Annotated in this window: 24 protein-coding genes; 14 read left to right on the forward strand and 10 right to left on the reverse strand. The window is 65.0% G+C overall.

What is annotated here, in order from left to right:
- Positions 1–77: 77 nt before the first annotated feature.
- Positions 78–287: a hypothetical protein gene (locus tag AC1DMA_RS07065; protein ID WP_478143722.1), complete on the forward strand. Its 210-nt coding sequence runs from the start codon at positions 78–80 to the stop codon at positions 285–287.
- A 122-nt stretch (positions 288–409) separates the two neighbouring features.
- The gene (locus AC1DMA_RS07070; RefSeq protein WP_478143723.1) at positions 410–1,006 is read left to right on the forward strand and encodes a hemerythrin domain-containing protein; all 597 of its coding nucleotides are present in this window, start codon (positions 410–412) and stop codon (positions 1,004–1,006) included.
- A 41-nt stretch (positions 1,007–1,047) separates the two neighbouring features.
- On the opposite strand, the gene AC1DMA_RS07075 is transcribed toward AC1DMA_RS07070, so the two are convergent.
- Both AC1DMA_RS07075 and AC1DMA_RS07080 read right to left on the reverse strand, forming a co-directional pair.
- The gene (locus AC1DMA_RS07075; protein WP_478143724.1) at positions 1,048–1,731 is read right to left on the reverse strand and encodes a cupredoxin domain-containing protein; all 684 of its coding nucleotides are present in this window, start codon (positions 1,729–1,731) and stop codon (positions 1,048–1,050) included.
- Between the two features lie 4 nt (positions 1,732–1,735).
- The gene (locus AC1DMA_RS07080; RefSeq protein ID WP_478143725.1) at positions 1,736–2,158 is read right to left on the reverse strand and encodes a COG4315 family predicted lipoprotein; all 423 of its coding nucleotides are present in this window, start codon (positions 2,156–2,158) and stop codon (positions 1,736–1,738) included.
- A 201-nt stretch (positions 2,159–2,359) separates the two neighbouring features.
- Here AC1DMA_RS07080 and AC1DMA_RS07085 point away from each other — a divergent pair, with 201 nt between their 5' ends.
- The 5 genes from AC1DMA_RS07085 to AC1DMA_RS07105 are packed head-to-tail and all read left to right on the forward strand — an operon-like array spanning position 2,360 to position 7,778.
- Positions 2,360–3,394, forward strand: a complete 1,035-nt coding sequence (locus AC1DMA_RS07085; RefSeq protein WP_478143726.1) for an amidohydrolase family protein — start codon at positions 2,360–2,362, stop codon at positions 3,392–3,394.
- Complete coding sequence (locus AC1DMA_RS07090) at positions 3,391–4,290, forward strand: VOC family protein (protein WP_478124416.1); 900 nt, start codon at positions 3,391–3,393, stop codon at positions 4,288–4,290. Before AC1DMA_RS07085 ends, AC1DMA_RS07090 begins: the two co-directional genes overlap by 4 nt.
- Before the next feature lie 55 nt (positions 4,291–4,345).
- On the forward strand, positions 4,346–5,209 hold the full coding sequence (locus AC1DMA_RS07095; protein ID WP_478143727.1) for a fumarylacetoacetate hydrolase family protein: 864 nt from the start codon (positions 4,346–4,348) through the stop codon (positions 5,207–5,209).
- 2 nt (positions 5,210–5,211) lie between these two features.
- Positions 5,212–6,804: a bifunctional 3-(3-hydroxy-phenyl)propionate/3-hydroxycinnamic acid hydroxylase gene (locus AC1DMA_RS07100; RefSeq protein ID WP_478143728.1), complete on the forward strand. Its 1,593-nt coding sequence runs from the start codon at positions 5,212–5,214 to the stop codon at positions 6,802–6,804.
- Positions 6,801–7,778 (forward strand): Bug family tripartite tricarboxylate transporter substrate binding protein, encoded by a 978-nt coding sequence (locus AC1DMA_RS07105; RefSeq protein ID WP_478143729.1) that lies wholly within the window; start codon positions 6,801–6,803, stop codon positions 7,776–7,778. Before AC1DMA_RS07100 ends, AC1DMA_RS07105 begins: the two co-directional genes overlap by 4 nt.
- A 6-nt stretch (positions 7,779–7,784) precedes the next feature.
- Here AC1DMA_RS07105 and AC1DMA_RS07110 read toward each other — a convergent pair whose 3' ends face one another.
- Positions 7,785–8,726 (reverse strand): LysR family transcriptional regulator, encoded by a 942-nt coding sequence (locus AC1DMA_RS07110; RefSeq protein ID WP_478143730.1) that lies wholly within the window; start codon positions 8,724–8,726, stop codon positions 7,785–7,787.
- A gap of 64 nt (positions 8,727–8,790) precedes the next feature.
- On the opposite strand from AC1DMA_RS07110, the gene AC1DMA_RS07115 reads away from it, so the two are divergent.
- From AC1DMA_RS07115 to AC1DMA_RS07140, 6 genes are all read left to right on the forward strand, one after another.
- Positions 8,791–9,696, forward strand: coding sequence for a 1-acyl-sn-glycerol-3-phosphate acyltransferase (locus tag AC1DMA_RS07115; protein WP_478143731.1), 906 nt, complete (start codon positions 8,791–8,793; stop codon positions 9,694–9,696).
- 121 nt (positions 9,697–9,817) lie between these two features.
- The gene (locus tag AC1DMA_RS07120) at positions 9,818–10,972 is read left to right on the forward strand and encodes a zinc-dependent alcohol dehydrogenase (protein WP_478124422.1); all 1,155 of its coding nucleotides are present in this window, start codon (positions 9,818–9,820) and stop codon (positions 10,970–10,972) included.
- Between the two features lie 21 nt (positions 10,973–10,993).
- On the forward strand, positions 10,994–11,482 hold the full coding sequence (locus AC1DMA_RS07125; RefSeq protein WP_478124423.1) for a hypothetical protein: 489 nt from the start codon (positions 10,994–10,996) through the stop codon (positions 11,480–11,482).
- Between the two features lie 130 nt (positions 11,483–11,612).
- Positions 11,613–11,948 (forward strand): hypothetical protein, encoded by a 336-nt coding sequence (locus tag AC1DMA_RS07130; RefSeq protein ID WP_478143732.1) that lies wholly within the window; start codon positions 11,613–11,615, stop codon positions 11,946–11,948.
- Positions 11,945–12,184, forward strand: coding sequence for a hypothetical protein (locus tag AC1DMA_RS07135; protein ID WP_478143733.1), 240 nt, complete (start codon positions 11,945–11,947; stop codon positions 12,182–12,184). The genes AC1DMA_RS07130 and AC1DMA_RS07135 overlap by 4 nt, the downstream gene beginning before the upstream one ends.
- A 310-nt stretch (positions 12,185–12,494) precedes the next feature.
- Complete coding sequence (locus tag AC1DMA_RS07140; RefSeq protein ID WP_478143734.1) at positions 12,495–14,150, forward strand: ABC transporter ATP-binding protein; 1,656 nt, start codon at positions 12,495–12,497, stop codon at positions 14,148–14,150.
- On the opposite strand, the gene AC1DMA_RS07145 is transcribed toward AC1DMA_RS07140, so the two are convergent.
- From AC1DMA_RS07145 to AC1DMA_RS07160, 4 genes are read right to left on the reverse strand one after another with little or no spacing between them, the layout of a single operon-like run.
- On the reverse strand, positions 14,135–15,301 hold the full coding sequence (locus AC1DMA_RS07145; RefSeq protein ID WP_478143735.1) for a hypothetical protein: 1,167 nt from the start codon (positions 15,299–15,301) through the stop codon (positions 14,135–14,137). The genes AC1DMA_RS07140 and AC1DMA_RS07145 overlap by 16 nt on opposite strands.
- Before the next feature lie 28 nt (positions 15,302–15,329).
- On the reverse strand, positions 15,330–16,535 hold the full coding sequence (locus tag AC1DMA_RS07150) for a glycosyltransferase family protein (RefSeq protein WP_478143736.1): 1,206 nt from the start codon (positions 16,533–16,535) through the stop codon (positions 15,330–15,332).
- Positions 16,536–16,578: 43 nt separating this feature from the next.
- Positions 16,579–17,484, reverse strand: a complete 906-nt coding sequence (locus AC1DMA_RS07155) for an MBL fold metallo-hydrolase (protein ID WP_478124701.1) — start codon at positions 17,482–17,484, stop codon at positions 16,579–16,581.
- Positions 17,485–17,502: 18 nt separating this feature from the next.
- Positions 17,503–18,012: a ferritin-like domain-containing protein gene (locus AC1DMA_RS07160; RefSeq protein ID WP_478124429.1), complete on the reverse strand. Its 510-nt coding sequence runs from the start codon at positions 18,010–18,012 to the stop codon at positions 17,503–17,505.
- Positions 18,013–18,442: 430 nt separating this feature from the next.
- On the opposite strand from AC1DMA_RS07160, the gene AC1DMA_RS07165 reads away from it, so the two are divergent.
- Positions 18,443–18,769 (forward strand): Rieske (2Fe-2S) protein, encoded by a 327-nt coding sequence (locus tag AC1DMA_RS07165; RefSeq protein WP_478124430.1) that lies wholly within the window; start codon positions 18,443–18,445, stop codon positions 18,767–18,769.
- Between the two features lie 28 nt (positions 18,770–18,797).
- Here AC1DMA_RS07165 and ligD read toward each other — a convergent pair whose 3' ends face one another.
- From ligD to AC1DMA_RS07180, 3 genes are read right to left on the reverse strand one after another with little or no spacing between them, the layout of a single operon-like run.
- Positions 18,798–21,335: a DNA ligase D gene (gene ligD / locus AC1DMA_RS07170; protein WP_478143737.1), complete on the reverse strand. Its 2,538-nt coding sequence runs from the start codon at positions 21,333–21,335 to the stop codon at positions 18,798–18,800.
- A 27-nt stretch (positions 21,336–21,362) separates the two neighbouring features.
- On the reverse strand, positions 21,363–21,587 hold the full coding sequence (locus AC1DMA_RS07175; protein ID WP_478124432.1) for a hypothetical protein: 225 nt from the start codon (positions 21,585–21,587) through the stop codon (positions 21,363–21,365).
- A 37-nt stretch (positions 21,588–21,624) separates the two neighbouring features.
- Positions 21,625–22,254, reverse strand: a complete 630-nt coding sequence (locus AC1DMA_RS07180) for a uracil-DNA glycosylase family protein (protein ID WP_478143738.1) — start codon at positions 22,252–22,254, stop codon at positions 21,625–21,627.
- Between the last annotated feature and the right edge of the window lie 58 nt (positions 22,255–22,312).

Consider the following 22,312-nt stretch of genomic DNA (forward strand, 5'->3'; position numbering starts at 1 on the left):
GTCACAGACCCCTCGCGCAAGGCTCCTTGGCGAGGGGCTTTTTTCCGTTTTAGCGCAAGACGATGGAGACAAAACCTATGCCGTTTGAACTTTTGGCCCAGGTGGGGAAGGGCCCGTTTCCGCAACTTTTCCACGATGGCGAAAGGGTGGAAAAAGTGATGTTGCTCAACGCCGCCGGACTGGTCAAAGCGGGTCTTTCTGAAGACTTGGACGAAGTCATGGTCTACGGAATCACCGACAAGGGCCGCCAGGCGCTGACGCCGGAAGCGGCCCCTCGGCCACGGTGATGCTAGCCGCGCCGCTCGGCAGCGCTACGTAGGATGCAGACGCGCGGCGCGCTCGCTTCTTTCTGACGGGAGGATCGCAGTGCTGATCTTTCAATGAGCCATCACTGTTTATTGGAGGTCTCATGACCAGTCTCGTCTCCCAGATCATGCCCAGCGCGACCAACATGCTTCGCCTGGATCACACGCATGTCATGTCCACGTTCCACCAGTTCAAGGTGGATGCGCCCACGCGCGTCAAGAAGGGTCTCGTGAACACCATCTGCACCTCCCTGGAGGTACACGCGCAGCTGGAAGAGGAGATTTTTTATCCGGCGGTGCGGGAGATCTGCGGCGAGCGCATCCAGCAAAGCCTGCACGAGCACGATGAGATGAAGCGGCTGATCAAACTGCTACGCCAGATGGAGCCCGAGGCGATCGACTACGACGAGACAGTGATGGCTCTCATGCGCGACGTCATTCACCACGTGGCCGATGAGGAAACCATCGTTTTTCCCGCGGCCGAGCAGAAGATGCGCGACCAGCTCGGCGAATTGGGCACGCAGTTGACGAAGCGGCGCCTCCAGTTGGTTGCGCCACGCACGGGTGAGATCGCGCTCGACATGGGGCGCGCGGTCTCGGGCAACACAGCGGCGCTTGCTTTCGCGGCTGCGGCGGCGCTCAGCGTGCTGGCCATCGGCCGGGCGAGAGCGCGCTCAAAGAGCGCACATCCGCATTTGTGACGGCCGCGCGCGCAGCACGCGCGGGCAGAGCCTTCAGACCCTCAGATCCTTTTGCGCCGAGGAACCACGTTGAGTTGCAAGCTCGCCTTGGCCGGGCCATCTCCGAGCACCACCTGGAGCGGTGCGATGTCGATGAGCTGGTCTGCGTGCCACACCTTGATGGTCGCGGCGCCCTCGGGCACGTCGAGCGTGGCGAGGCCGTCGGCGGCCGTCACTGCGGCCCAGGGCGAGTCGCTCACGTAGACGTGTCCCCGCATCGAGCTGTGGAGATGGCAGCCGAGCAGCACCGGGCCGGCCTTGTCGAAAGCCGCGTCGGCCGTCTTGCCGGGTTTGCCTTCGGGCTTGCCGGCGATCATCAGTTCGAAGCCGCCTGCGGGACCGACATCGAATTGCGCGACCCCGGCGGCTGAAGCCCGCACGTGGTGATCCCATGGGTCGTTGTTGACAAAGTGAACCTTTGCGCCGACCGGTACCAGGGTCACTGCGGGAACGAAGCGCATCTTCTCCTGGCTGATCGTCACCTCCTTGGCCAACGGACGGGACGGTGCCGCCTTCGAGGTCGTGACCACGACGACGACCGCTTCGGTCACGGGTTGTCCGTCCTTGTCGATGACGCTGACCTGAAGCGGCGTCGCCGAGCAAAGTGCGCAGAGAAGCGCACCGGCGAGGGTAACCACCGAACTGCGGATGCCCAAGACGCGCCGGGGTGAGGAGTGGCTCTGCATACGCTTACAGCTGGCCCGTCTTCACGACGTGCCAGACCTTGTCGTAGTTGTCGCCGTACACGTCCCCGGGCTCCTGGTCCTCGGGCCACGTGTAGAGCGGCTGACCCTTGAATGTCCACTGCCTGGCACCGTCGGCGCGGGTGATCACCGAGAGTTTGCCCGTCGGATTGACGCCTTCGCCAGCGAGGACCGGCGGCCAGGTCACGGCGCAATTGCCATAGCAGGCCGACCGGCCCGTGTTCGGCTTGTCGTCGTCGAAGGTGTAGAGAGTCATCCCCTTGTCGTCGACCAGCATTCCGTTGGCGAGCTTGATGGTCGAGACGTTGGCGGCCGTTGGCGCCTTGGTCGCGCAACCGGCGAGCAGGCCGGAGACAAGGGCGAGACTGATGGCGGCATTGCACATTGAGCGACGCATTGAGTGGCGCACGGAGTGGCTCCTTTGGAGTTTTGTTGAGATCGCGGTGTATTAAACATTTAGATACAGCAACGCCACTGCGCACTTTGTCACGGCCACGAAGCTTCGTTTGCGGGCGCATCCACCGCATGAATTCAATGTATTCACGGAATCACCTTCATCGATGCGGCGCTTCTGTCTAGAGTTCGGGCCCATAGAGCTGGAGACAAATGGATGGGCAACGCAACGATGACATGCCGCTGCGGTGTCGACGTGCATGCGCATGTCGTCCCGCGGGACTTCCCTGCTTACCTGGGCAGCAAGCTGCCGGCGCAGTGGCCTTCGATGGCGCCGGCGCACGAATGTCATCGCAACGTGATGATCGCGGGCAAGCTCTATCGCACGGTCTCCGACAAGGCCTGGGATGTGCCGAAGCGGCTCGCAGACCTGCCATCCATGGGGCTCTCGCACCAGGTGATTTCGCCGATGCCCGAGCTGCTGTCGTATTGGATGGACGCTCCCGCAGCGCAGCAATTGCTGCGCTTTCTCAATCAGACGATCGCTGCGATGGTCGACGAGTCGGCGGGTGCACTGCTGGGCTTTGGCGCGGTGCCCTTGCAGGACATCGATGCCGCCATCGCGGAGCTGCAGCACATCCATCGAACGCCGGGCCTCGTCGGCATCGAAGTGGGAAGCAACGTCAATGGGGTTCCCGTGGGCGATCCGAGCCTCGACCCCTTCTTCGAGGCCTGCGAGGCGCTGAACATGCCGGTGTTCGTTCATGCCGTGAAGCCGACGGGCATGGACCGGCTGGTCGGGCCGCCGCCGTTGCAGCAAGTGCTCGCCTACCCCGCTGAAGTGGGACTCTCCGCTGCTTCAGTGATCACCAGCAACCTGATGTTGCGCCGCCCGCGCCTGCGCATTGCCTTCAGTCATGGCGGCGGCACCCTGAGTGCGCTGTTGCCCAGGCTGCAGCAGGGCTGGCAGGTCTTCCCCGCCTTGAAAGAGGCTCTTCAGTTGTCACCGGTGGAGCAGGCCCGCCGGCTCTACTACGACACCCTCGTGTTCGACACGCCTGCCCTGCAGCACTTGGTGAAGACGTTCGGCCACGGGCAACTGATGCTCGGCAGCGACTATCCATTCAACTTCCACGAGCGCCTGCCCGCGCAACGCGTGGCCGAAGCAGGCTTTGACGAGGCCACGCAGGCGCGGCTCGTTCATCTGAACGCCGAAGCCTTCCTGGGCATTGAGACAAGGAGTTCCCCATGAGTTCACCGTGGATCGCGGGGCTGCGCAGCGTCTCGCTCGACGTGCCCGATCTTGCGCTGGCCGAGACTTTCTATACCGGCACATGGAACCTCGAAGTCGCCGCGCGGAGCGCCGAGGTGCTTTACCTGCGCGGCACGGGTGCCGATCACCATCTGCTGGCCCTGCACCGCGGCGGCCTCGCACCGGCGATTCGCAAGGTCACGTTGCGCGCCCGCTCGGAAAAGGCCTTGCATCACATTGCCGATGCAACAGCGGCTGCCGGCGGCCGCGTGCTCCAGGCGCCGTGCGCGAGCGATGAGCCATCGGGCGGCATTGCAATGCTGATCGCCGATGCCGACGGCCGGGTGATCGAGGTCGTGCATGGCGACGCGCGGCGCCCCGAAGCGACGGAAGTCAGGGACCGGCCGATCCGGCTGGCGCACGCGGTGCTGAACGCGCACGACGTGGAGGCGACCCAGCGCTTTTTCGAACAGGCGCTGGGCTTCACGCTGGCGGACCGGACCCGCATCATGGCTTTCATGAATTGCGACCGCGACCATCACAGCATCGCGCTGGGCGACTCGGACAACGACGCGCTCAACCACATCGCTTTCATGATGCCCGAGCTCGATTCGGTGATGCGCGGCGGCGGCCGGATGAAGGACGCGGGCCATCCGATCGAGTGGGGTCCGGGTCGCCATGGTCCGGGCGCGAACGCCTTCAACTACTTCATCGACCCGTTCGGCATCGTCATCGAGTACACGGCCGAGGTCGAGCAGATCGACGACAGCTACGTGGCAGGCCGTCCGGAAGATTGGAAGTGGCCGCCCGGACGGGTCGACCACTGGGGTATTTCGCAGCCACCGAGCGCGCGGCTCAAAGAGGCGCAACGCCGGGTGCTGTTCAAGCCTGCATGAGTGCATTGGTGCATGCGTGCATGAGCACGGCAAAAGAATCCAAACGGAGAACTCAATGAAACTCGTGACCTTCATCGAAGCGGGCGCGCCCCGGCTCGGCGTTGTCGATGGCGATGCCGTCGTCGACCTGAACAAGGCCCAGCCTCAAGTGCCGGCGGATCTGCGCGCGGCATTGCGAGCGGGCGCGGACCTGGCCGGAGCGGCAACCGCTGCCATCGCCTCGTCTGCGCCGCGCCTTCGCCTCGGCGCCATCAAGTTCGCGCCGCTGATCCCCGAGCCCGGCAAGATCATCTGCCTCGGTCTCAATTACTACGACCATGCGAAGGAGGGCGGCCGCGAGAAGCCGGTGTATCCGTGGTTCTTCTACCGTGGCGCGACATCCTTGCTTGCGGCGAACGAACCCGGGTTGCGGCCGAGGGTTTCAGAGAAGTTCGACTTCGAGGCCGAGCTCGCGGTGGTGATCGGCAAGTCCGGCAAGCATGTTTCGCAGGACGATGCCTTGTCGCTCGTCTTCGGCTACACCTGCTTCAACGACATGTCGGTACGCGACTACCAGAAGCGCACGCCGCAGTGGACCATCGGCAAGAACTTCGACAGGACCGGCGGCTTCGGCCCGGTATTGGTGAGTGCCGATGAACTGCCGCCGGGCGCGGTGGGTCTCAAGATCCAGGGCCGCCTCAACGGCGAGGTCATGCAGGACGCCAACACCGCCGACATGATCTGGGGCGTGGCCGAGACGCTCGCCCTGCTCACCGAATGCCTGACGCTCGAACCCGGCGATGTGATCGTGATGGGCACGCCCGCCGGTGTCGGGCAGGCCCGGACGCCGCCCGTCTGGATGAAGCATGGCGACCGCTTCGAAGTCGACATCGAAGGCATCGGGACCCTCGTGAATCCGATCGTCGACGAAGAGGCTTGACGATGACGGACGACTCGACACGCGACATCGTGGACGTCGCGGTGATCGGCTTCGGCCCGTCGGGCGCGGCGGCGGCCGGCCTGCTCGCGAGCTATGGGCTGCGCACGTGGGTCTGCGACCGCTCGACCGAGGTGTACGACAAGCCGCGAGCGATTGCGATCGACCACGAGATCCTGCGTGTGTTTCAGCAGATCGGTGTCATCGACAAGATCGAATCGGACGTCGAGCCGTTCACTCCGTCGGAATATTTTGGCGTCGACGGGCAGTTGATCAAGCGCATGACGATGGTCGCTCCGCCCTATCCGCTGGGCTATACGCCCTCGAACGTCTTCACCCAGCCGGCTATCGAGAAGAAGCTACGCGAGCATGTCTCGCGCATGCCCGGCGTCACGGCCGCGCTCGGCTCGGAGGTGATCCGCATCGAGCAGGACGAAGCCGGCGTCCAATTGCATGTGAAGGATGCCGAGGGCGACATACGGACTGTGCGCGCGCGCTATGTGGTTGCCTGCGATGGGGCCTCCAGCGGCATTCGTGAAGCAATGGGCCTCGAACTCGAAGACCTGGCCTTCGACGAGCCCTGGCTCGTGATCGACGTCCTGGCGAACGACCGCGGCCTGGCGAAGCTGCCGAAGACCAGCGTGCAGTATTGCGACCCTGCGCGTCCGAGCAGCTTCCTCATTGGGCCGGGCAGGCATCGGCGCTGGGAGATCTCGCTGAAGGAAGGTGAGGATCCGCAAGTGGCCGCCACGCCGGCGCGTACCTGGGAACTGCTCGCGCGCTGGATGACGCCGTCCGACGGAGAGCTCTGGCGCCAGGCGAGCTATCGCTTCCATGCGCTGGTGGCAAAGCAATGGCGCCGCGGCCGCGTCTTCATCGCGGGCGATGCGGCGCACCAGCAGCCGCCGTTTCTTGGACAGGGCATGTGCCAGGGTATTCGCGATGCAGCCAACCTGAGCTGGAAGCTGCGCGCGGTGCTGCGCGACAACATGGGAGCGGACGCCACCGAGTCGCTGCTCGACAGCTACGGCGTCGAGCGCGGCGAGCATGTGCGCCAGTTGACCACGCGCATCAAGGACATTGGTGCCGTGATCTGCGAGCGCGATCCGGCAAAGGGGCGGGAGCGCGATGCCCATCTGCTGGCGCAGGGCGGCGGGATGGTGGTGGACACGCCACGACAGGATGTCATTCCGAGGTTGCAGGGCGGACTGCTGTCGCCCACGGCGAGCGCAGCAGTCGGCACGATCTTTCCCCAGCCATGGCTTGAGCAGGGCGGCGAGCGGATTCGCTTCGACACGCTGGCCGGCGACGGATGGTGGCTGGTGCTCGATGCGGCTTTCGATGGCGCCATCCCCGGTGCTCCGGCAGCCTTGCGCAGTCTACGGACCATCCGGTTGGGTGCGCTGCGCGAGACCGAACACGTGGCGGCTGCATGGTTTCGCCGCCACGGCTGCGGCGCTGCCATCGTCCGGCCGGACCGCTACGTCTACGGCGTAGCCGCGACACCGGCTGAACTCGCGGCGCAACTCGCCAGCCTCGCGGCCCGGCTCGGCTCGCCGGAAGTCCGAACCCACAAACAACCCGGAGACCCAAGATGAAACGAAGAGACTTCCAGATCCAGCTTGCCATTGCAACCATCTTCGCGCCCTACGGTCTCGTGCGCGCGCAGGAGCCCTGGCCGACAAAGCCCATCAGGCTGGTGTTGTCCCAGCCGGCCGGCTCCGGGCCCGACAACGTGGCCCGCCTTCTCGGCGATGGGTTGTCGCAGTCGGTCGGCCAGCCTTTCGTCATCGACAACAAGCCGGGCGGCCAGAACGTGATTGGCGCACAGGCCGTGAAGCATGCGGCACCCGACGGCTACACCTTCTATTTCGCGACGACGGCGGCGCTGGTGACCAACAGCTATCTCTTCAAGTCGCTGTCGTACGACCCCTTGAAAGACTTCAGTCCGGTGGCCTTCGTGGCAAACAGTCCGTTCGCGCTGCTTGTGAATGCGCAGTCGCCTTTCAAGTCCGTGGCCGATCTCGTTTCGCGCAGCAAGGCCGATGCGGGCAAGCTGTCGCTCGCCAACGAGGGCCCGCGCACTTTCGGCGGCATGATCGCGCGCCTCTTCAATGCGCGCACCGGCGCGGGAGCGAACCTGGTGGCCTACAGCTCCATCGGCACGGGTGTGCAGGACTTGATCGGCGGCCAGGTGGATTCGCTGGTGGCCGATGTGGCTTCCACCGCCGAACTCGTGCGCAGCGGTCGGCTGCGCATGCTGGGCGTCACTTCGCCCAAGCGCATCGTCGGTTGGGACAAGGTGCCCGCATTGGCGGAGACTCTGCCGGGCTTCGACATGGTCGGCTGGATGGCCGTCGTCGCCCCGGCTGGAACGCCAGCGCCCATCGTCGCGCGAATGAATGCCGGCATCAACGCCATGCTGGAGAAGCCGGCCTTCGCGGAGAAATTGCTGGCGATCGGTCCAATCGCCGCGCCGCCCACTTCGCCGCAGCAGTTCGATGCCTATCTGCGTGCCGAGCATCAGCGCTTGGGCCAGATCGCAGCCGAGATCGGGCTGCTCCCTGAATAGACGGGATCAGGACCGCCTGCGCGCAGCCGGCGAGCTGCGCAGGCCATCGCCGCCGAACAGTTCGTGCACGAGTGAGCGCAGCCAAGCGCTGGCCGCATCCTGATGGAAGCGGCGGTGCCAGAACTGATGCACCTCCACCACCGGTGACCTGAACGGCGGATCGACGATACGGATGTTTCCGTGGCGCACGCAGATGTTCGCCAGATCGCGCGGCACGGTTGCGATGAGGTCCGAACTTTCGATGATCGGCAGCAGGCTCATGAAGTGCGACAGGCCCACCGCCACATGGCGCTGCAACCCACGGCGCTGCAAAGCCTGCTCCAGCAGATGCTCGCGGCCATCGGGGCTGACGACCGCGTGCGAAGCGGCCAGGTAGGTTTTCAGCGAGATGCGCTCGCCGACCACAGGATGCGCGCTGCGCACGATGCACACATAGTCGTTGCGAAACAGCTTCTGCATGAAGAAGCCGGCCTTCTGCAAATCCGGCAGGTAGCCGATCGCGAGTTCGGCAGCGCCCGACGCCAATGCATCGGCCGCCGTATGACGCGCCATCGACAACGTGCGCAATGAGCATCCAGGCGCCAGTTGTGCCAGGCGCGACAGGATCTGCGGCAGGAAGTGAACCTCCGCGATGTCGGGCGTGACGATCGAGAACTGCTTGCGAGCGCTGCCGGGGTCGAACTCAGAGGCAGGGAGGATTTCGGTCTTGATCGCCTCCACGACGCGCCTGATCGGCTCGCTTAGTTCGATGGCGCGCGGCGTAGGTTGCATGCCGGCGCCCGTCTTGACGAACAGCGCGTCTCCGAACAGCACGCGCAGCCGCCGCACCGCCGCGCTCATCGCAGGTTGGCTCAGCCCGACCGCCTCGCCAGCCTTGGTCACGCTTTGGTGCTCCGACATCGCCGAAAAGGCAACCAGCAGGTTGAGGTCCACGTCGGTGATATTCATGCCGTGGATTCTAGGAAGCCAGGAGATCATGCGGCATCATTGCGCACACCATGAAGATCCAGGGATGACCGCCGCCTCGCCATTGGTAGAGACACTGACCGAGCTCAACGTCGTCGATCTGCTCGATTCGACGGGCCTGTCGCGCCTGCACCGCACGCCGTTGCGTCGCTTGTTCCGGCCCGCCGCCCACCGATTCGCCCGGACCGCGCACGAGTTCGATACCCGTGTGGGCGAGCACGGTCTCGCGCAGGGCAGCGCCTGGCTGATGAAGCGAATGACCGCGGGCATCGTCACATCGGGACTGGAGCACGTTCCACCACAAGGGCCGGTGGTCATCCTCGCGAATCATCCGGGCATGACCGACACGGTCGCACTTTTCACCAGCTTGGCATCCCGCCCCGACCTCCGGGTGATCGCCCTGGATCGCCCATTCCTTCGCGCCTTGCCTAACGTGGCGCGCCAACTGATCTTCCTGCCTGATGAGGAAGGCGGGCGCCACGAAGGCGGACGCATGGCCGTGCTCAGGACGGCCGCCAGGCACTTGCAGGAAGGGGGTGCGTTGTTGACCTTTCCGGCGGGTGAGATCGAGCCCGATCCCGCAGCCTTCGGCGTGCAGCGGGCCGCAGCGTCCTTGTTGAACTGGTCGAGCAGCTACACCCTGTTCGCCCGGCTGGCGCCGCGGACCCGGTTCGTGCCCGCGCTGGTGAGCCATGTCATTTCGCCGCATGCGCAAAGGCATCCGCTGACCCTGCTTCGCCGCACTGCGCGCGACAAGGAAAAGTTCGCTGCCGCATTGCAGGTGGCCTTTCCGCGCTATCGCGATCTGGTGGCGCGGGTCACCTTCGGGGTCACATGCGGCAACCCGCCGCAAGCTGGATCTGACGGAGTGCAGGCGCTCGATGTCTTGATCGCCGCGCAGATGCACAAACTCATCCTTGCGAACGGATCGTCTTCACACGCCATCGCCTAGCACCTGCGTCCACCCGCGGGCCGATCGCAGGATGCCGCCTACAGCCCTTACGCCCGATGCCCCACGGAGGGCCGCCTGCGTCGGCTCCTAGCTTGGTCGGTCCAACGATCAAGGAGCGCGCATGCTTGCAATGAACTACCGGGGCCCGTATCGCGTACGAGCCGCACAGAAGCCCGATCCGGTGATCGAGCACCCCAATGACGCCATCGTGCAGGTCGAGCGGTCCTGCATCTGCGGGTCGGACCTGCACCTCTACCATGGGCTGGTGCCGGACACCCGCGTGGGGACCACCTTCGGCCACGAATTCGTCGGCACGGTGAAGGAAGTGGGCAGCTCGGTGCAGAACCTGAAGGTCGGCGACCGTGTCCTGGTGCCGTTCAATGTCTTCTGCGGCACCTGCTACTTCTGCCAGCGCGAGCTGTACGGCAACTGCCACAACACCAATCCCGAAGCGACGGCGGTCGGCGGCATCTATGGCTACTCGCACACGGCGGGTGGCTACGACGGCGGCCAGGCGCAATTCGTGCGCGTGCCCTTTGCCGACATCGGCCCGACAAAGATTCCGGACGAGCTGTTGCTGGAAGACGCGTTGATGCTCACCGATGCGCTCCCCACTGGCTACCAAGCCGCCGAGATGGGCGAGATCGAGGAGGGCGACACGGTGGTCATTTTCGGCGCCGGCCCGATCGGCATCTTCGCGGCCAAGTCCGCATGGCTGCTCGGCGCCTCGCGCGTCATCGTGGTCGACCACCTCGAGTACCGGCTGGAGTTCGTCAAGAACTATGCGCAGTGCGAGACCATCGACTTCAAGTATGTGGACGACATGGCCATTCACATCAAGAAGATGACGGACTGGATGGGCGCCGACGTCTGCATCGACTGCGTCGGATGCGAAGCGGCCGGCAGTGCGTTGCAGCGGCTGACAGGCATCAAGCTCAAGCTGCAGGCGGGCGCGTCGACGGTGCTGCACTGGGCCATCAACTCGGTGCGCAAGGGCGGGGTGGTGTCGATCGTCGGCGTCTACGGGACCACGTTCAATGCCGTGCCGATCGGCAATGCGCTGAACAAGGGGTTGACGCTGCGAATGAACCAGGCCAGCGTGAAGCGCCATCTGCCTCGGCTCATCGAACACATCCAGGCCGGCCACATCGAGCCGCACAAGATCATCACGCACCGGATCCCTCTCGAAGAAGTGTCCGATGCGTATCACATCTTCTCGAGCAAGCTCGACGGCTGCATCAAGCCTGTGTTGATTCCGCCGGGCGCCACGCTCTGAACACCCCGCAAGGAGAACCGTATGGAAGCACCTCTCAAGCACAGCCACATCAAAGGCTGGGGCAGTGACCTGGACCATGCCAATCGGCCTGCATATCCGAGAGAGCGGACTCCGCCGCGCCTCGAGGGCGTTCACTGGGACAAGCCGGAGCAGCAGCCGAGGAACGTCGAGATCCTCTGCTCCATCGAGCGGCCGGGCATCACGCCCGTCTTTGGCACGCCCCAACCGCCGCGGGGCATGAGCGGAAGCCTGAGGCGCATCGCCTTCCGCTACAGCGAGAACGACGTTCGCCACTGGATGCTGTTGCTCCTGGCCGACCGGATCAACGTGGGTGAAGGGCTCATCGAAGACCTGTCGCACGGCCATGTGCCGAGGATCTACGCCGAGATGGGCGGACGTGCCGAGTTGAAGCACAACCCCATGGGCGCCGCCCGCAAGGCGCTGACGGTCGTGGCGGTCAGCGGCCTGCTCTATCTCTGGCTGAAGCCGCGCAGGCGCACGCGCTACTGAGGTGCGCTCACTTCGCGGGTTCGAAAAAATTCGTTACTTTGTCGCCCGCTCCGCCGGCTTGAAGAGGGTCGCCGCGGCCCTTATTTTTCCGGCGTTCCACTTTGGTCAGAGAGAAAAGGAGGACCAGAAAATGGCCATGGACATGCTCAGGCAACTCGCCGGCTCGCCGCTGCCGGCTACGTTTCGCACGCGGGCCGAGATCGATCAGATCAAACTGCTGCGCGCTGCGGGACTCGTGATCGCGCTCACACCGGCGCCATCCGATCCACTCACGCTTTCGGGGCCCTCCGACGCCGCCCAGGTGCTCGCGATCACCGAGAAGGGACGCGAAGAACTCGCCCGCTACGGGTATCCGGGAGACGTGCCGATGTCCCACGTCAAGTCTCACAGCCCACCCAAGGGGTGGAAATCGAGGCTGGACGCCGTCGTCCGTTCGCGTCGTCCGACGTGGGGAGACCGGCCATGAAAGCGGCGATGGCGAGTCCGCTCGTATACCGCGGCGTGCAGATCGACGTCAAGGTGAACCAGGCGGGCAAGCGCGTCTTCGGCCATGCCGATCTCTTTGCGAACAATGAATTCAAGGCTCGCCTCTCGGTCGGAAGCGCGAAGTCTCGCCCCGAGGACCTGCGCGATCGGCTCCGATGTCTTGCGAAGTCGAAAGTGGACGTGTGGGCGATCGCCGGATCAGAGGCCGTCCACTGAGGCGTGAAGCCTGGCCCGTGCCTGGCCCGTGCGCGGTGCGCGATGCGAGGCGTCGCCTACACAGCGTCGGGCCAACCACCGATCCGGTCCGCGTTCGCGCTCGCCAGATTCGAGCATTCATCAACATGCCGCTCCGATGCGCATAGATCACGAACAGACAGCTCCAGCGCACCTGCCGCGGACGCAAGGCCGGCCGCGAGTCCGTGAAGAACACCGAGAAGAGCCGCTGTCGCAGCAGCCGGGACAGCTCATTGCCTGGCTGGTGCGCCGGAGATGGTGGCAGTTCTCGGCACTCTGGCTGTCTATCATCATGGCCGCGTCGCTGGGTGTGGCGGCCCAGTACGGAATGAAGCTCATCGTCGACGCGATGTCCTTGCAGAGGCCAGCGGAGAGCGTCTGGGCCTTCCTGACGCTCTTCATCGGCCTCGTCATGGCAGAGAGCGTCTTCTGGCGGCTCAGTGGATGGATCGGCTGCAACACAGTGGTCGACGTCGGCATCGACGTGCGAACGCGGCTCTTCGCCTACCTCAGCGCCCATTCGGTCGATTTCGTCACGCGCAACAGTTCCGGGGCGCTGGGCGGCCGCATCACTGCGACGGCCGGCTCTACGGGCGCGCTCATCGCCACGCTCACCTGGCGGATCGCGCCGCCATGCGTGGACTTTCTCGGCGCGGTCGTCCTGCTGATGACCATCCAGCCCTGGATGGCCGTCGCACTGGTTTGCTTCGTTCTGCTGATGGCCGCGGCTCTCGCGCTGTTCGGTCGGCGCGGACGGCCTTTGCACCAGGCCTATGCGGCGGCGCACTCGAAGGTCACCGGCGAACTGGTCGACCTCGTCAGCAATCTCTGGACCATCAAGTCCTTCTCGGCGCGCGAGCGCGAGATCCGCCGCGTCGCGGAAGTGACGGGCAGCGAAGGGCAGGCGCACCGCACCAGCTGGCTGTTTCTCGAGCAGGCGCGAGTGCTGCACGACGTGTGCGTCTGGATCATGACCGGAACGATGATGACGTGGTCCATCCACCGCTGGCTCGAAGGCACCAGCACCGCAGGCGACGTGGTCCTGGTCAGCGCCCTGAGCTTCCGGATCCTGCACGGCTCGCGCGAACTCGCACTCGCGTTCGTCGAGGCCACGCAGCACGTCGGTGTGCTTCGGGAGATGCTGGGCGTGATCGCCATTCCGCATGACCCGCAGGACGCGCCGGGAGCGAAGGCCTTCCAGCCGGGCGCGGGGAGCATCCGGCTGCAGGACGTCGACTTTGCATACCGGGATGGTTCACCGGTGCTGAAGAACTTCTCGCTGGACATTCCAGCCGGCCAGCGCGTGGGCATCGTGGGCCCTTCCGGCTCGGGCAAGAGTACGCTGCTGGGGCTGATCCAGCGGCTGCACGACGTGCAGGCCGGGGCAGTGATCGTGGACGGACAGGACGTGCGCACGGTGAGCCAGGAGAGCCTGCGCGCAGCCATCGCCGTGGTGCCGCAGGAGATCTCGCTCCTGCATCGCAGCATCAGCCAGAACCTGCGTTATGGGCGGCCGGATGCCACCGACGCGGAACTGAAAGCGGTCGCCGAGGCGGCTCACGTCGATGAGTTCGTGCGGGATTTTCCGCAAGGCTATGAGACCCTCGTCGGTGAACGCGGTGTCAGGCTTTCCGGAGGGCAGCGCCAGCGCGTCGGCATTGCACGCGCGATGCTCAAGGACACCTCCATTTTTCTGCTGGACGAGGCGACCTCGGCGCTCGACACCGCTGCCGAGCGCCAGATCCACGCCGCGCTGCATCGCGCCATGGAAGGACGCACCGTGGTTGCCGTTGCGCACCGGCTTTCGACCGTGGCGAGCTTCGACCGCATCGTCGTCCTCTGCCAGGGCCGGGTCGTCGAGGACGGCCATCCCGAGCAGCTGCGTCGTGCCGGTGGGCTCTACGAGCGGCTTTGGAACGCACAGGCCAAGGGTCAGAACGTGGCCTGAGCGTGCCGGGGCAGCAGCTCCTGCCAATAGCGCAGGCGCCGCGCGAGCGGTCGATCGATGACGCGGCGCTCCGGTTGCTCCAGAGGGTCGGGCAAGTCCCAGAGGCCGCTTCGATGCCAGTGCGCCGGGTCCAGCCAGTCGGGGCGGTCCACGATCGGATAGAGGCAGATTCCCTGGATCGGCACCCCTGCGGCGACGGAGCGGCGCACCGCCGATGCAATGTAGTCGAGCCAGTCCGCCCGGCCATGCCCCATGTGGCCGGTCTCCGCGATGAACACCGGGCGGCCATAGCGCTGGCTGACTTCGCGCAGCATGTCCGCGGCGTCCCGCCGTCGCGGGTCGTCCAGATGCCAATGCAGTCGCTCGTTGCTCGGGTGCTCCCACTGGTTGGGGTGGTAGTAGTTGACGCCGATCACGTCGAGGTAGCGAGGCGCGCCGCCGAGTTGCGGCTCTGTTCTTCCCGAGATCATGTCCCATGCCTGGAACTGCGACTCGGCGACCGACTGTGCTTCGCACTGCTGCGCCTCCGTGCCGTCCGCGGGGCCGATCACGTGGATCATCGGATCCGTGTGCACCATGCGCGCTTGCGGTGCGACCGACCAGAGCGCGTCGCATCCCATGAGGGTGGCTCGCACCAGCTGCCGCTTCATCGCATCGCCGGCGGCCGGGCCGGGCGCTTGACCGGTCTTTATCAATGCACCGGCGCTCGCCGCCCAACTCAGGTAAGAGATTTCGTTGATCGGCTGGAAGATCGGTACACCCTCCGTCAGCGGCACGAGACAACGTGCCGCGCGTTCGCAAAAGTCGGCAAAGCGTGCCCCGAAGTCCGCCGCAAAGAAATCGACTCCCGGCGGCACACCGTAGTGATGAAGCGTCCAGATCACTTGCACGCCGCACCGCCGAGCCACTTCCGCGTGGTGCGTGAGCCGCCGCGGACCGGCGCTGCCTGTGTCGAACTCACGCCAGCCGACGCTCTCTCGCACGGTGGCGATGCCGAAGTCCGCGAGCCGCCTGTAGTCGTCCTCGATCAGGTCCCAGTGCGCGTTCGCGCGGTTCATCGACAGCGTCTGCCCGAGGCTGTTCACGTGGTCGGCGCCTTCGAATCCCGCTATCCAGAAGCTCTTGAACAGAGCAGCCTCGCGCCCGTTCATGCACTCTCCGAACATGTTTCCGTGCGGTTCAGCGGTCCAGCGGAACGACCATTCGAGTGTCGACCTTGGCGCCGGCGTCCGCCAGCAGCGGCGCCGGGAGCAATTCAGTTCCCGGGGGCTGCGCGTCCTGCTGCTGAGTGAACCTCGCAGCCTCCAGCAGCGCCAACATGCTCGCCGCCGTCTTGTCCCACGACGTGCTGGCGACCACGGCCGCGCGCGCACGGGCGGCTTTGGCGCGTGCGGCTTCGTCCATGGCCAGCACCGCTTCGCATCGCGCGACGAACTCGAGCGGTGTGGAGGCAATGCCCACCACGCTGCCGAAGCAGTCGACGACGTCCTTGATGGGCGTACTGACGACCGGGCGATCGGCCGCCAGGTATTCGAGCRTCTTGGTGGGGCTGATGTAGCGCGTCGCCTGGTTGAGCGCAAAGGGCAGCAGACACACGTCCCAGCCCGCCACCAGTGCGGGAAGTTCCTCGTAGCTGCGCTGTCCCAGCCATTGGATGTTGGGCCTGCGCGGCAGTGTCGACGGGTCGATCTTGACGACAGGCCCCACCATGACAATCTGCCAATCAGGGCGCCTGTCCGCAATGGCAGCGACGAGACTCAGGTTCAGGCGCTCGTCGATGACTCCATAAAAACCGAGCCGGGGGTGAGGCACATCGGCTTGTGCCGGATGCTCCCCACGGCCCGTTGCCGAGCCGCTGAAGTGCACCGCATCGACACTGCTCGGAAAGCAATAGACGTTCGGATGGCGCAGCCGCTTGGCCTGGTACAGGCTGGTGCCTCCCGTGAAGACGACGTCCGCCGTTTTCAACAAGGCGTTCTCTCGCTGGAGCAACTGTCGCGGCGCCTTCAGGAAAGCCGACAGCTCATCCATGCAGTCATACACGATGCCGATCGGATCGAACTCGGCAGCCAGCGGGAGCGCCATGGGCGTATAGAGCCAGAGCCAGTACGGCTCCGGCTGCTCGGTTCGAAGGTATTCCATGAGGAGCGAGCGCAACCCCGGCAAATGATCGTCGTGAAAGCCCATCGCAGCACCCGGCAAGTGGGGTCGAAGGATTTCGACGCCCGGTGCCGGGTGAAGCCGCTCGAGCCGCGGCACGTCATCCCGCACCGGCTCTTCGATGAAGACCACCGGATATGTTCTTGCCAGTCTGGAGAGAAGGTGTTGCGGGCGCTGGTAGACGAAATCCCAGCGAAGGTGCGAAAAGGCGATGAGCCGTGTCATGGAATTCTCTGATGGGTTGTTGAAGAGATGGCGTTGGTCTGACTCAAGTCGCTGTTGCATGCACCGCCTGGCCGGGCCGCAGTGCGTGCGGCGCCTGCAGGGGGTCTCCGGCATTGCGCTGGGCCAGCCTTTCGAACTCGGCCGGGTCATGTGCGCAAAAGGATTCGAATTCCCCGTCAAGCGACTGCTTGAGCGAGCGCAGCCGCCGCTGGTTGTCCAAGCGCGCGCGGCGATCCTTCTCCATCAGCGTCTGGTACATGCGAAGGCCCGGCGTACACCAGGGCTCCAGGTCCATCTCGCAGTGATGAAAGTAGGCATCGCCCGCCAGCATGATCCACCGCGCGCCCGCGCCCGAGCGCACTGCGATGCCTGCATGGCCCAGCGTATGCCCCGGAAGGGGCACCATGAGGATGTCGGGCGCAATGCCTTGCAGCTCGCGCACGCCGTCGAAGCCGAACCAAGGTTCGCCCACTCCAAGGCCATACGCCTGCCAGCGGTCTCGACTCGACCATTGCTGGGGCCTGTAGCGCTGCCGGTCGAGCCATGAGCGCTGGCGCAGCGCGTCGTCGCGCTCGGTGCGCAGCATGTGGATCCTGGCTTCCGGAAAGTCGTCGAGGCCGCCGGCGTGGTCGAAGTCCAGATGGGTCAGCACGATGTGCCGCACGTCGCGCGCGCTGAAGCCGAGGCTCTCCACCTGGCGCACGGCGGTCATTTCCTCGCGGAAATCCGGCGACATCAGCTTGAGAAAGAAGCCGCTGAGCCGGCTGCGCGGATCACGCACGTCGCGCAGGCCATAGCCCGTGTCGGCCAACACGAGCCCGTCATCGGTTTCCAGCAAAAGGCAATGGCAGCACAGGGTGCCACGCTGGAATGCGGAAGGACTGCGTCCATCCATGAGCCGGCCACCGAGCGGGCAAGCGGAAACGCAGTTGAGATGGTGGACGGCAATCATCGCGGCGCCGCGACATCAGCCCCGGGCGCGCATCTGGTCGCGCAGCGCCTTGATCTGATCATGGTTGCGCTGCGCACCCCGCGCCTGGCGTTCGACCACGGTGCGCACGTCCGCCGGCAGGTTGGCCTTCATCGCCTTGCGATAGCGGGCCACGGCTGCATCTTCGCCGCGCTCGCATTCCTCGAGAATCGACAGGGCACTGTTCGCGCCCACGGCGCTCTTCACGTGGACCCATCCGCGATGCAGAGCGCCGCTCACGCTGCCGCTCGTATCGTCCGCAGTGCCGCCGCATTGGCGGATGAGTTGGGTCAGCTCCGATGCGCTTCGTGCACACTCGGCGGCGCGTTCGGTGAAGACCTGCTTCAGGTCGGGCGCATCGACTTCTTCCGCGCAGGTGCGGAATCCATACTCGCCGTCTCGCGTGGTCTCGAGCAGGTCTTCGAGCACCTCTCTCACGTCGTCGAGATCGCTGGCCGAAGGTGTGACGCCGCTGGCTGTCCCCTGCGCAGCCGACGACGAAGCCATGGAGGAGGGCTTTGAGGAAGGCATCGAAGAAGGCATCGAAGATGGCATGGCTGGGAAGTTGGTGTAAATGGGCATGATGTCGTCGAATCCGTGTCGGCCTCTCGTTGACGTCGAGGCCCTGGGTGGGCCCATGGTTGGGCATGGCCAAGGGCTGCCGCTCTTCGCTGTCCGTCAACGCCAGCGTGTCGAAGAGCGTTCCGTGACCTTGGTGCTCATTCCATGATCGGAAACGAACCCTCGCTCCTTGTCGTCGGCGCGCGATGCCCGCTGTAAGCATTCGTCCCCTCGCTTTGGTGGGGCTTCGTTTCTTTGGGAAATCGGCGGGCCGTTTTTGCGGCAATCTTTGCAGCGGGTGGTTGGCGAAAGTCCGCTGCCCTTGACTCCCCGCGAGAGACCCCATGGGCATTTGACTTGCTTGGAACAGCCCGCAATGAGCACCAGTCCGAAGAAGCAGTCGCCGAGTCCCGCCGGGCCCACGGACTCGAGTGGCCAGCGCAGCGTTCAACAGTTGCAGATCCCGCCGATCCAGCAAATGCCCGGCTTCTCGGAGATCACCTTGCTGTCATTGGAGGAAGGGGCCCTGACTGTCGAACTGCGAGGCGGCCCCGTCTTTCTGCGAAGCGCGGAGCAGCGACTGCATCGCCGAACCCCGGCCTTGCTGGGAGAGGACGCCGTGAGCCTGAAGGCACAGTGGTCCCGAATGCTGGACAACACGCATATGGTGCTGCGATGCCGGATCTACCCGGTTGCGGACTGACCTGCCGCGGAAGCGGCGCGACCGACGATTACCCCCGGTGGAGCATCTTCATTGCGCCGCTCAGCGTCTGCTTCTTCTTCCAATAGCCCGCCCAAGGGTCTTCGGTCTGGAAAGACAAGTGCTCCCGCGCGGTGGCGATCGTCCACTGCGCACCGCTCTTGAGCTTGGCAAGGTCGTCCCATGGCACTGGCATCGATACGCCCAGCCCCGGACGCGCACGCGCGGAAAACGCAGCCGCGGTGGTTGCGCCGTGCCCATTGCGCAGATAGTCGACGAACAGCTTTCCCTTCCGGTTCGACGGCCCGCTCTTGGCGACGAAGCGAGACGGTATGGTGCGCGCAAGGTGCTCGACGACCCTCTGCGAAAAACCCTTGACCGTCTCGTAGTCGAGCCGGGGAACGATCGGCACGACGACGTGCAAGCCCTTGCCGCCGCTGGTCTTCAGCCACGCCTCCAGGCCGAGTTCAGACAAGAGCGTCCGCACCAGCGAGGCGGCGTCCTGCACGTGCTGCCATGGCGTGCCTTCGCCGGGGTCGAGATCGAAGACGATGCGATCGGGTTTGTCGATGTTCTTCGCTGTCGAATTCCACGTGTGAAATTCAATGACGTTCATCTGTGCGGCATTTGCGAGCGCGAGGGCCGACCCGATCTCCAGCAGGGCGCCATGTCCCGGCCAAAGGGAGGAATCGAGTTCCTTGATGCCCGGGATGCTGACCTTCTCGTCGTGCTTCTGGAAGAACAGTTCTCCGTGGATGCCTGACGGTCCACGCACCAGTGAACAGGGCCTTCCCTTGAGATGCGGCAGCATCCATGGCGCGATCGACTCGTAATAGCGGACCAGATCGAGTTTTGTCAGTCCCGAAGAAGGATCGATCACTCGATTGGCATTGCTGACCTTGATCCCACCCACCGCGGATTTGCCCGCCGTCCTCACCGGCCCATTGCCGATCTGCCTGGCGGTCTCACGCACGACGGCTGTTGCCTGCTTGTCGGCTCGCAGCGCGACGTACGACGCATGGCGGATCTGGCCATCGGGTGTCCATTCCCCGAAGGCCACTTCGGCGACGAGATCGGGCTTGACCCATCGTTCACTGCCCGCCTCGCGCCGCGACCATCGTCCTGGCTTGGCGGCACCTGCGGAAAACGGCGGCTTGTTCGTTTCGATCTTCGACAGCTTCTTCTTGAGTTCCGCGGCTTCCTTGGCATCCCACCCGGTGCCCACGCTCCCTACTGAAATCAACTCGCCGTTGGGCGCATGCACCCCGAGCAGCAGGCTGCCTACCTGCGACGGCGATCCGAGGCGGTCGGTGTAGCCTGCGATCACGAACTCCTGCCGCAGCTGGCACTTGAGCTTGAGCCACGTCTCGGTGCGGCGTGACAAGTAGGGCGCATCGGTGCGCTTGGCGATCACGCCTTCCAGGTTCATCCGGCACGCGGAAGTCAGGATCGACGAAGGATCGGCATCGAAAGCCGCGCTGAACCGGACCCGCTCGCTGCCGCGCTCCTTCAAGAGCCCCTCGAGCAATTGCCGGCGCGCGCCGAGAGGCGATTCACGCAGGTCATAGCCCTCGAAGTAGGGCACGTCGAAAAGGAAGTAGACGATCTGGTCAGTGCCTGACCCGCGTTCGAAAGCACTCTGGAGTGCGTTGAAGTCCGGCAGGCCCTTGTCGCCGAACACGACGATCTCGCCGTCGAGCCAGGCCGACTGCAGCCCGAGGCCTTCCAGCTCGCCGACGAGGCTCGGCATCTTGGCCGACCAATCGTGCCCGCCGCGCGTGACGAGGGTTGCCTTGCCGTCGCGGATGCGAGTCATCAGCCGGTAGCCGTCGAACTTGATCTCGTACACCCAGTCGCCGCTGGCTGGCACGCCGGTCGAGAGTGTGGCGAGCTGCGGCGTCATCCTTGCCGGCATCGGTGCCTTGGTCGCGCCCGGCATTCCCTTGTCGGACTCTTCCTTGCGCGCGGGTTTTCGTTCCTTCAGCGGCTTGGCAACGACGCTGTCGGGCAGCGCCGTGACGACGTCGTACTCCTCCCTGGAGCGCGCGAATGCATCGCGCTTCTTGAAGAGGATCCAGGGCTCCTGCTTCTCGCCGCCCTTGGCGATCTTCACGAGTTCCCACAAGCCCGCGAGCTTCTGGCCGTTCAGATGGAAGACCAGCTTTCCCTTTGCCAGACCTTCTCGCGGGTCGCCGACGGGCTCCCAAGTCCCGTTGTCCCAAACGATCACCGTGCCGGCGCCGTATTGCCTGGGGGGAATCGTCCCTTCGAAGGAGCCATACGAAAGCGGATGGTCTTCCACGTGGATCGCCATGCGCTTGTCGTTCGGATCGAAGCTGGGGCCTTTGGGCACGGCCCAGGACAGCAGCACGCCGTCCAGCTCGAGGCGGAAGTCGTAGTGCAGCCGGCTCGCCGCGTGCTTCTGGATGACGAACGACAGCGCCTTCTGCTTTTTCTGCGCCTTGGGCTTGGCGGGAGCGCGGCTACCGCGCGGCTCGGAGGTGACCTCGAAATCCCGCTTGGCCCAATACCGCTCCAGCGGGTCCGCTCTCGCATCCTTGGCCGGCATGGTCGAAAGTAGCGGGCGGGGAGCCCGTCAGCGCCTGCCGCTGGCGGGCGAGCCGGTCTGGACGCCGGCATCCGTGCGCGGGGTGCGCTTGGCGGGCTTGCGCGGCCCCAGTTGCAGAAGCGGCTCTACGTTTTCGTTGCGCGTTACTGGCGGATCGAGGACCTGGCGCATCCCCTCTGAAAACTCCCGGCACGAACGCTCGAACTCCGCCAGCGCCTGGAGGTATTCACGACGAGCGGCTTTGTGTGTCATGGATCGCGCAGTGTCCGCGATTTCGAGGGCGCATGCATCAGGCTTTGCGCGCACCCCGGCTCATGATCTCGCGCACTCTTTCTTGCAATACGGGCACCAGCTCGTCATCGAACCAGGGATTCGACTTGAACCATGCCACGTTGCGCGGCGACGGGTGGGGCAGGGGGATCACGCCGGGCGCATGTGCCCGCCACTCTTTCGTGGTGGCAGTCACCGATGCGTGGCCCTTGTCGCGAAGAAAGTGAGTCTGCGCGTATTGGCCGATCAGCAACGTGAGCTCGATCCGGGGCATTCGGGCGAGCAGGGCATCGAGCCACAGCGGCGCGCATTCGCGGCGCGGCGGCAAGTCGCCGCTCGTGGCGCGCCCGGGATAGCAAAAGCCCATCGGAATGATCGCGACGCGATCTCGGTCGTAGAAGGCATCGGGCGAGACGCCCATCCAGCTGCGCAGCCGCTCACCGCTGCGATCGTCCCACGGCACGCCACTCGCGTGCACCTTGGCGCCGGGCGCCTGGCCGACGATGAGGATCCGCGCGGCTGCTCCCGCTTGCAACACGGGTCGCGCACCCAACGGGAGGTGGGCTTCGCACACGCGGCAGGCTCGCACCGACTCCAGAAGAGAGTCGAGGGATCGGCCACTGTCTACGATTTGAACGGGGCTCCTCATAAGTCGGGCAGAGCGTGCGTTGCGGTCCACTGAAAAGGAAAACGGCAACAATCGTAGT

The sequence above is a fragment of the Variovorax sp. 05N34 genome (assembly GCF_056397405.1).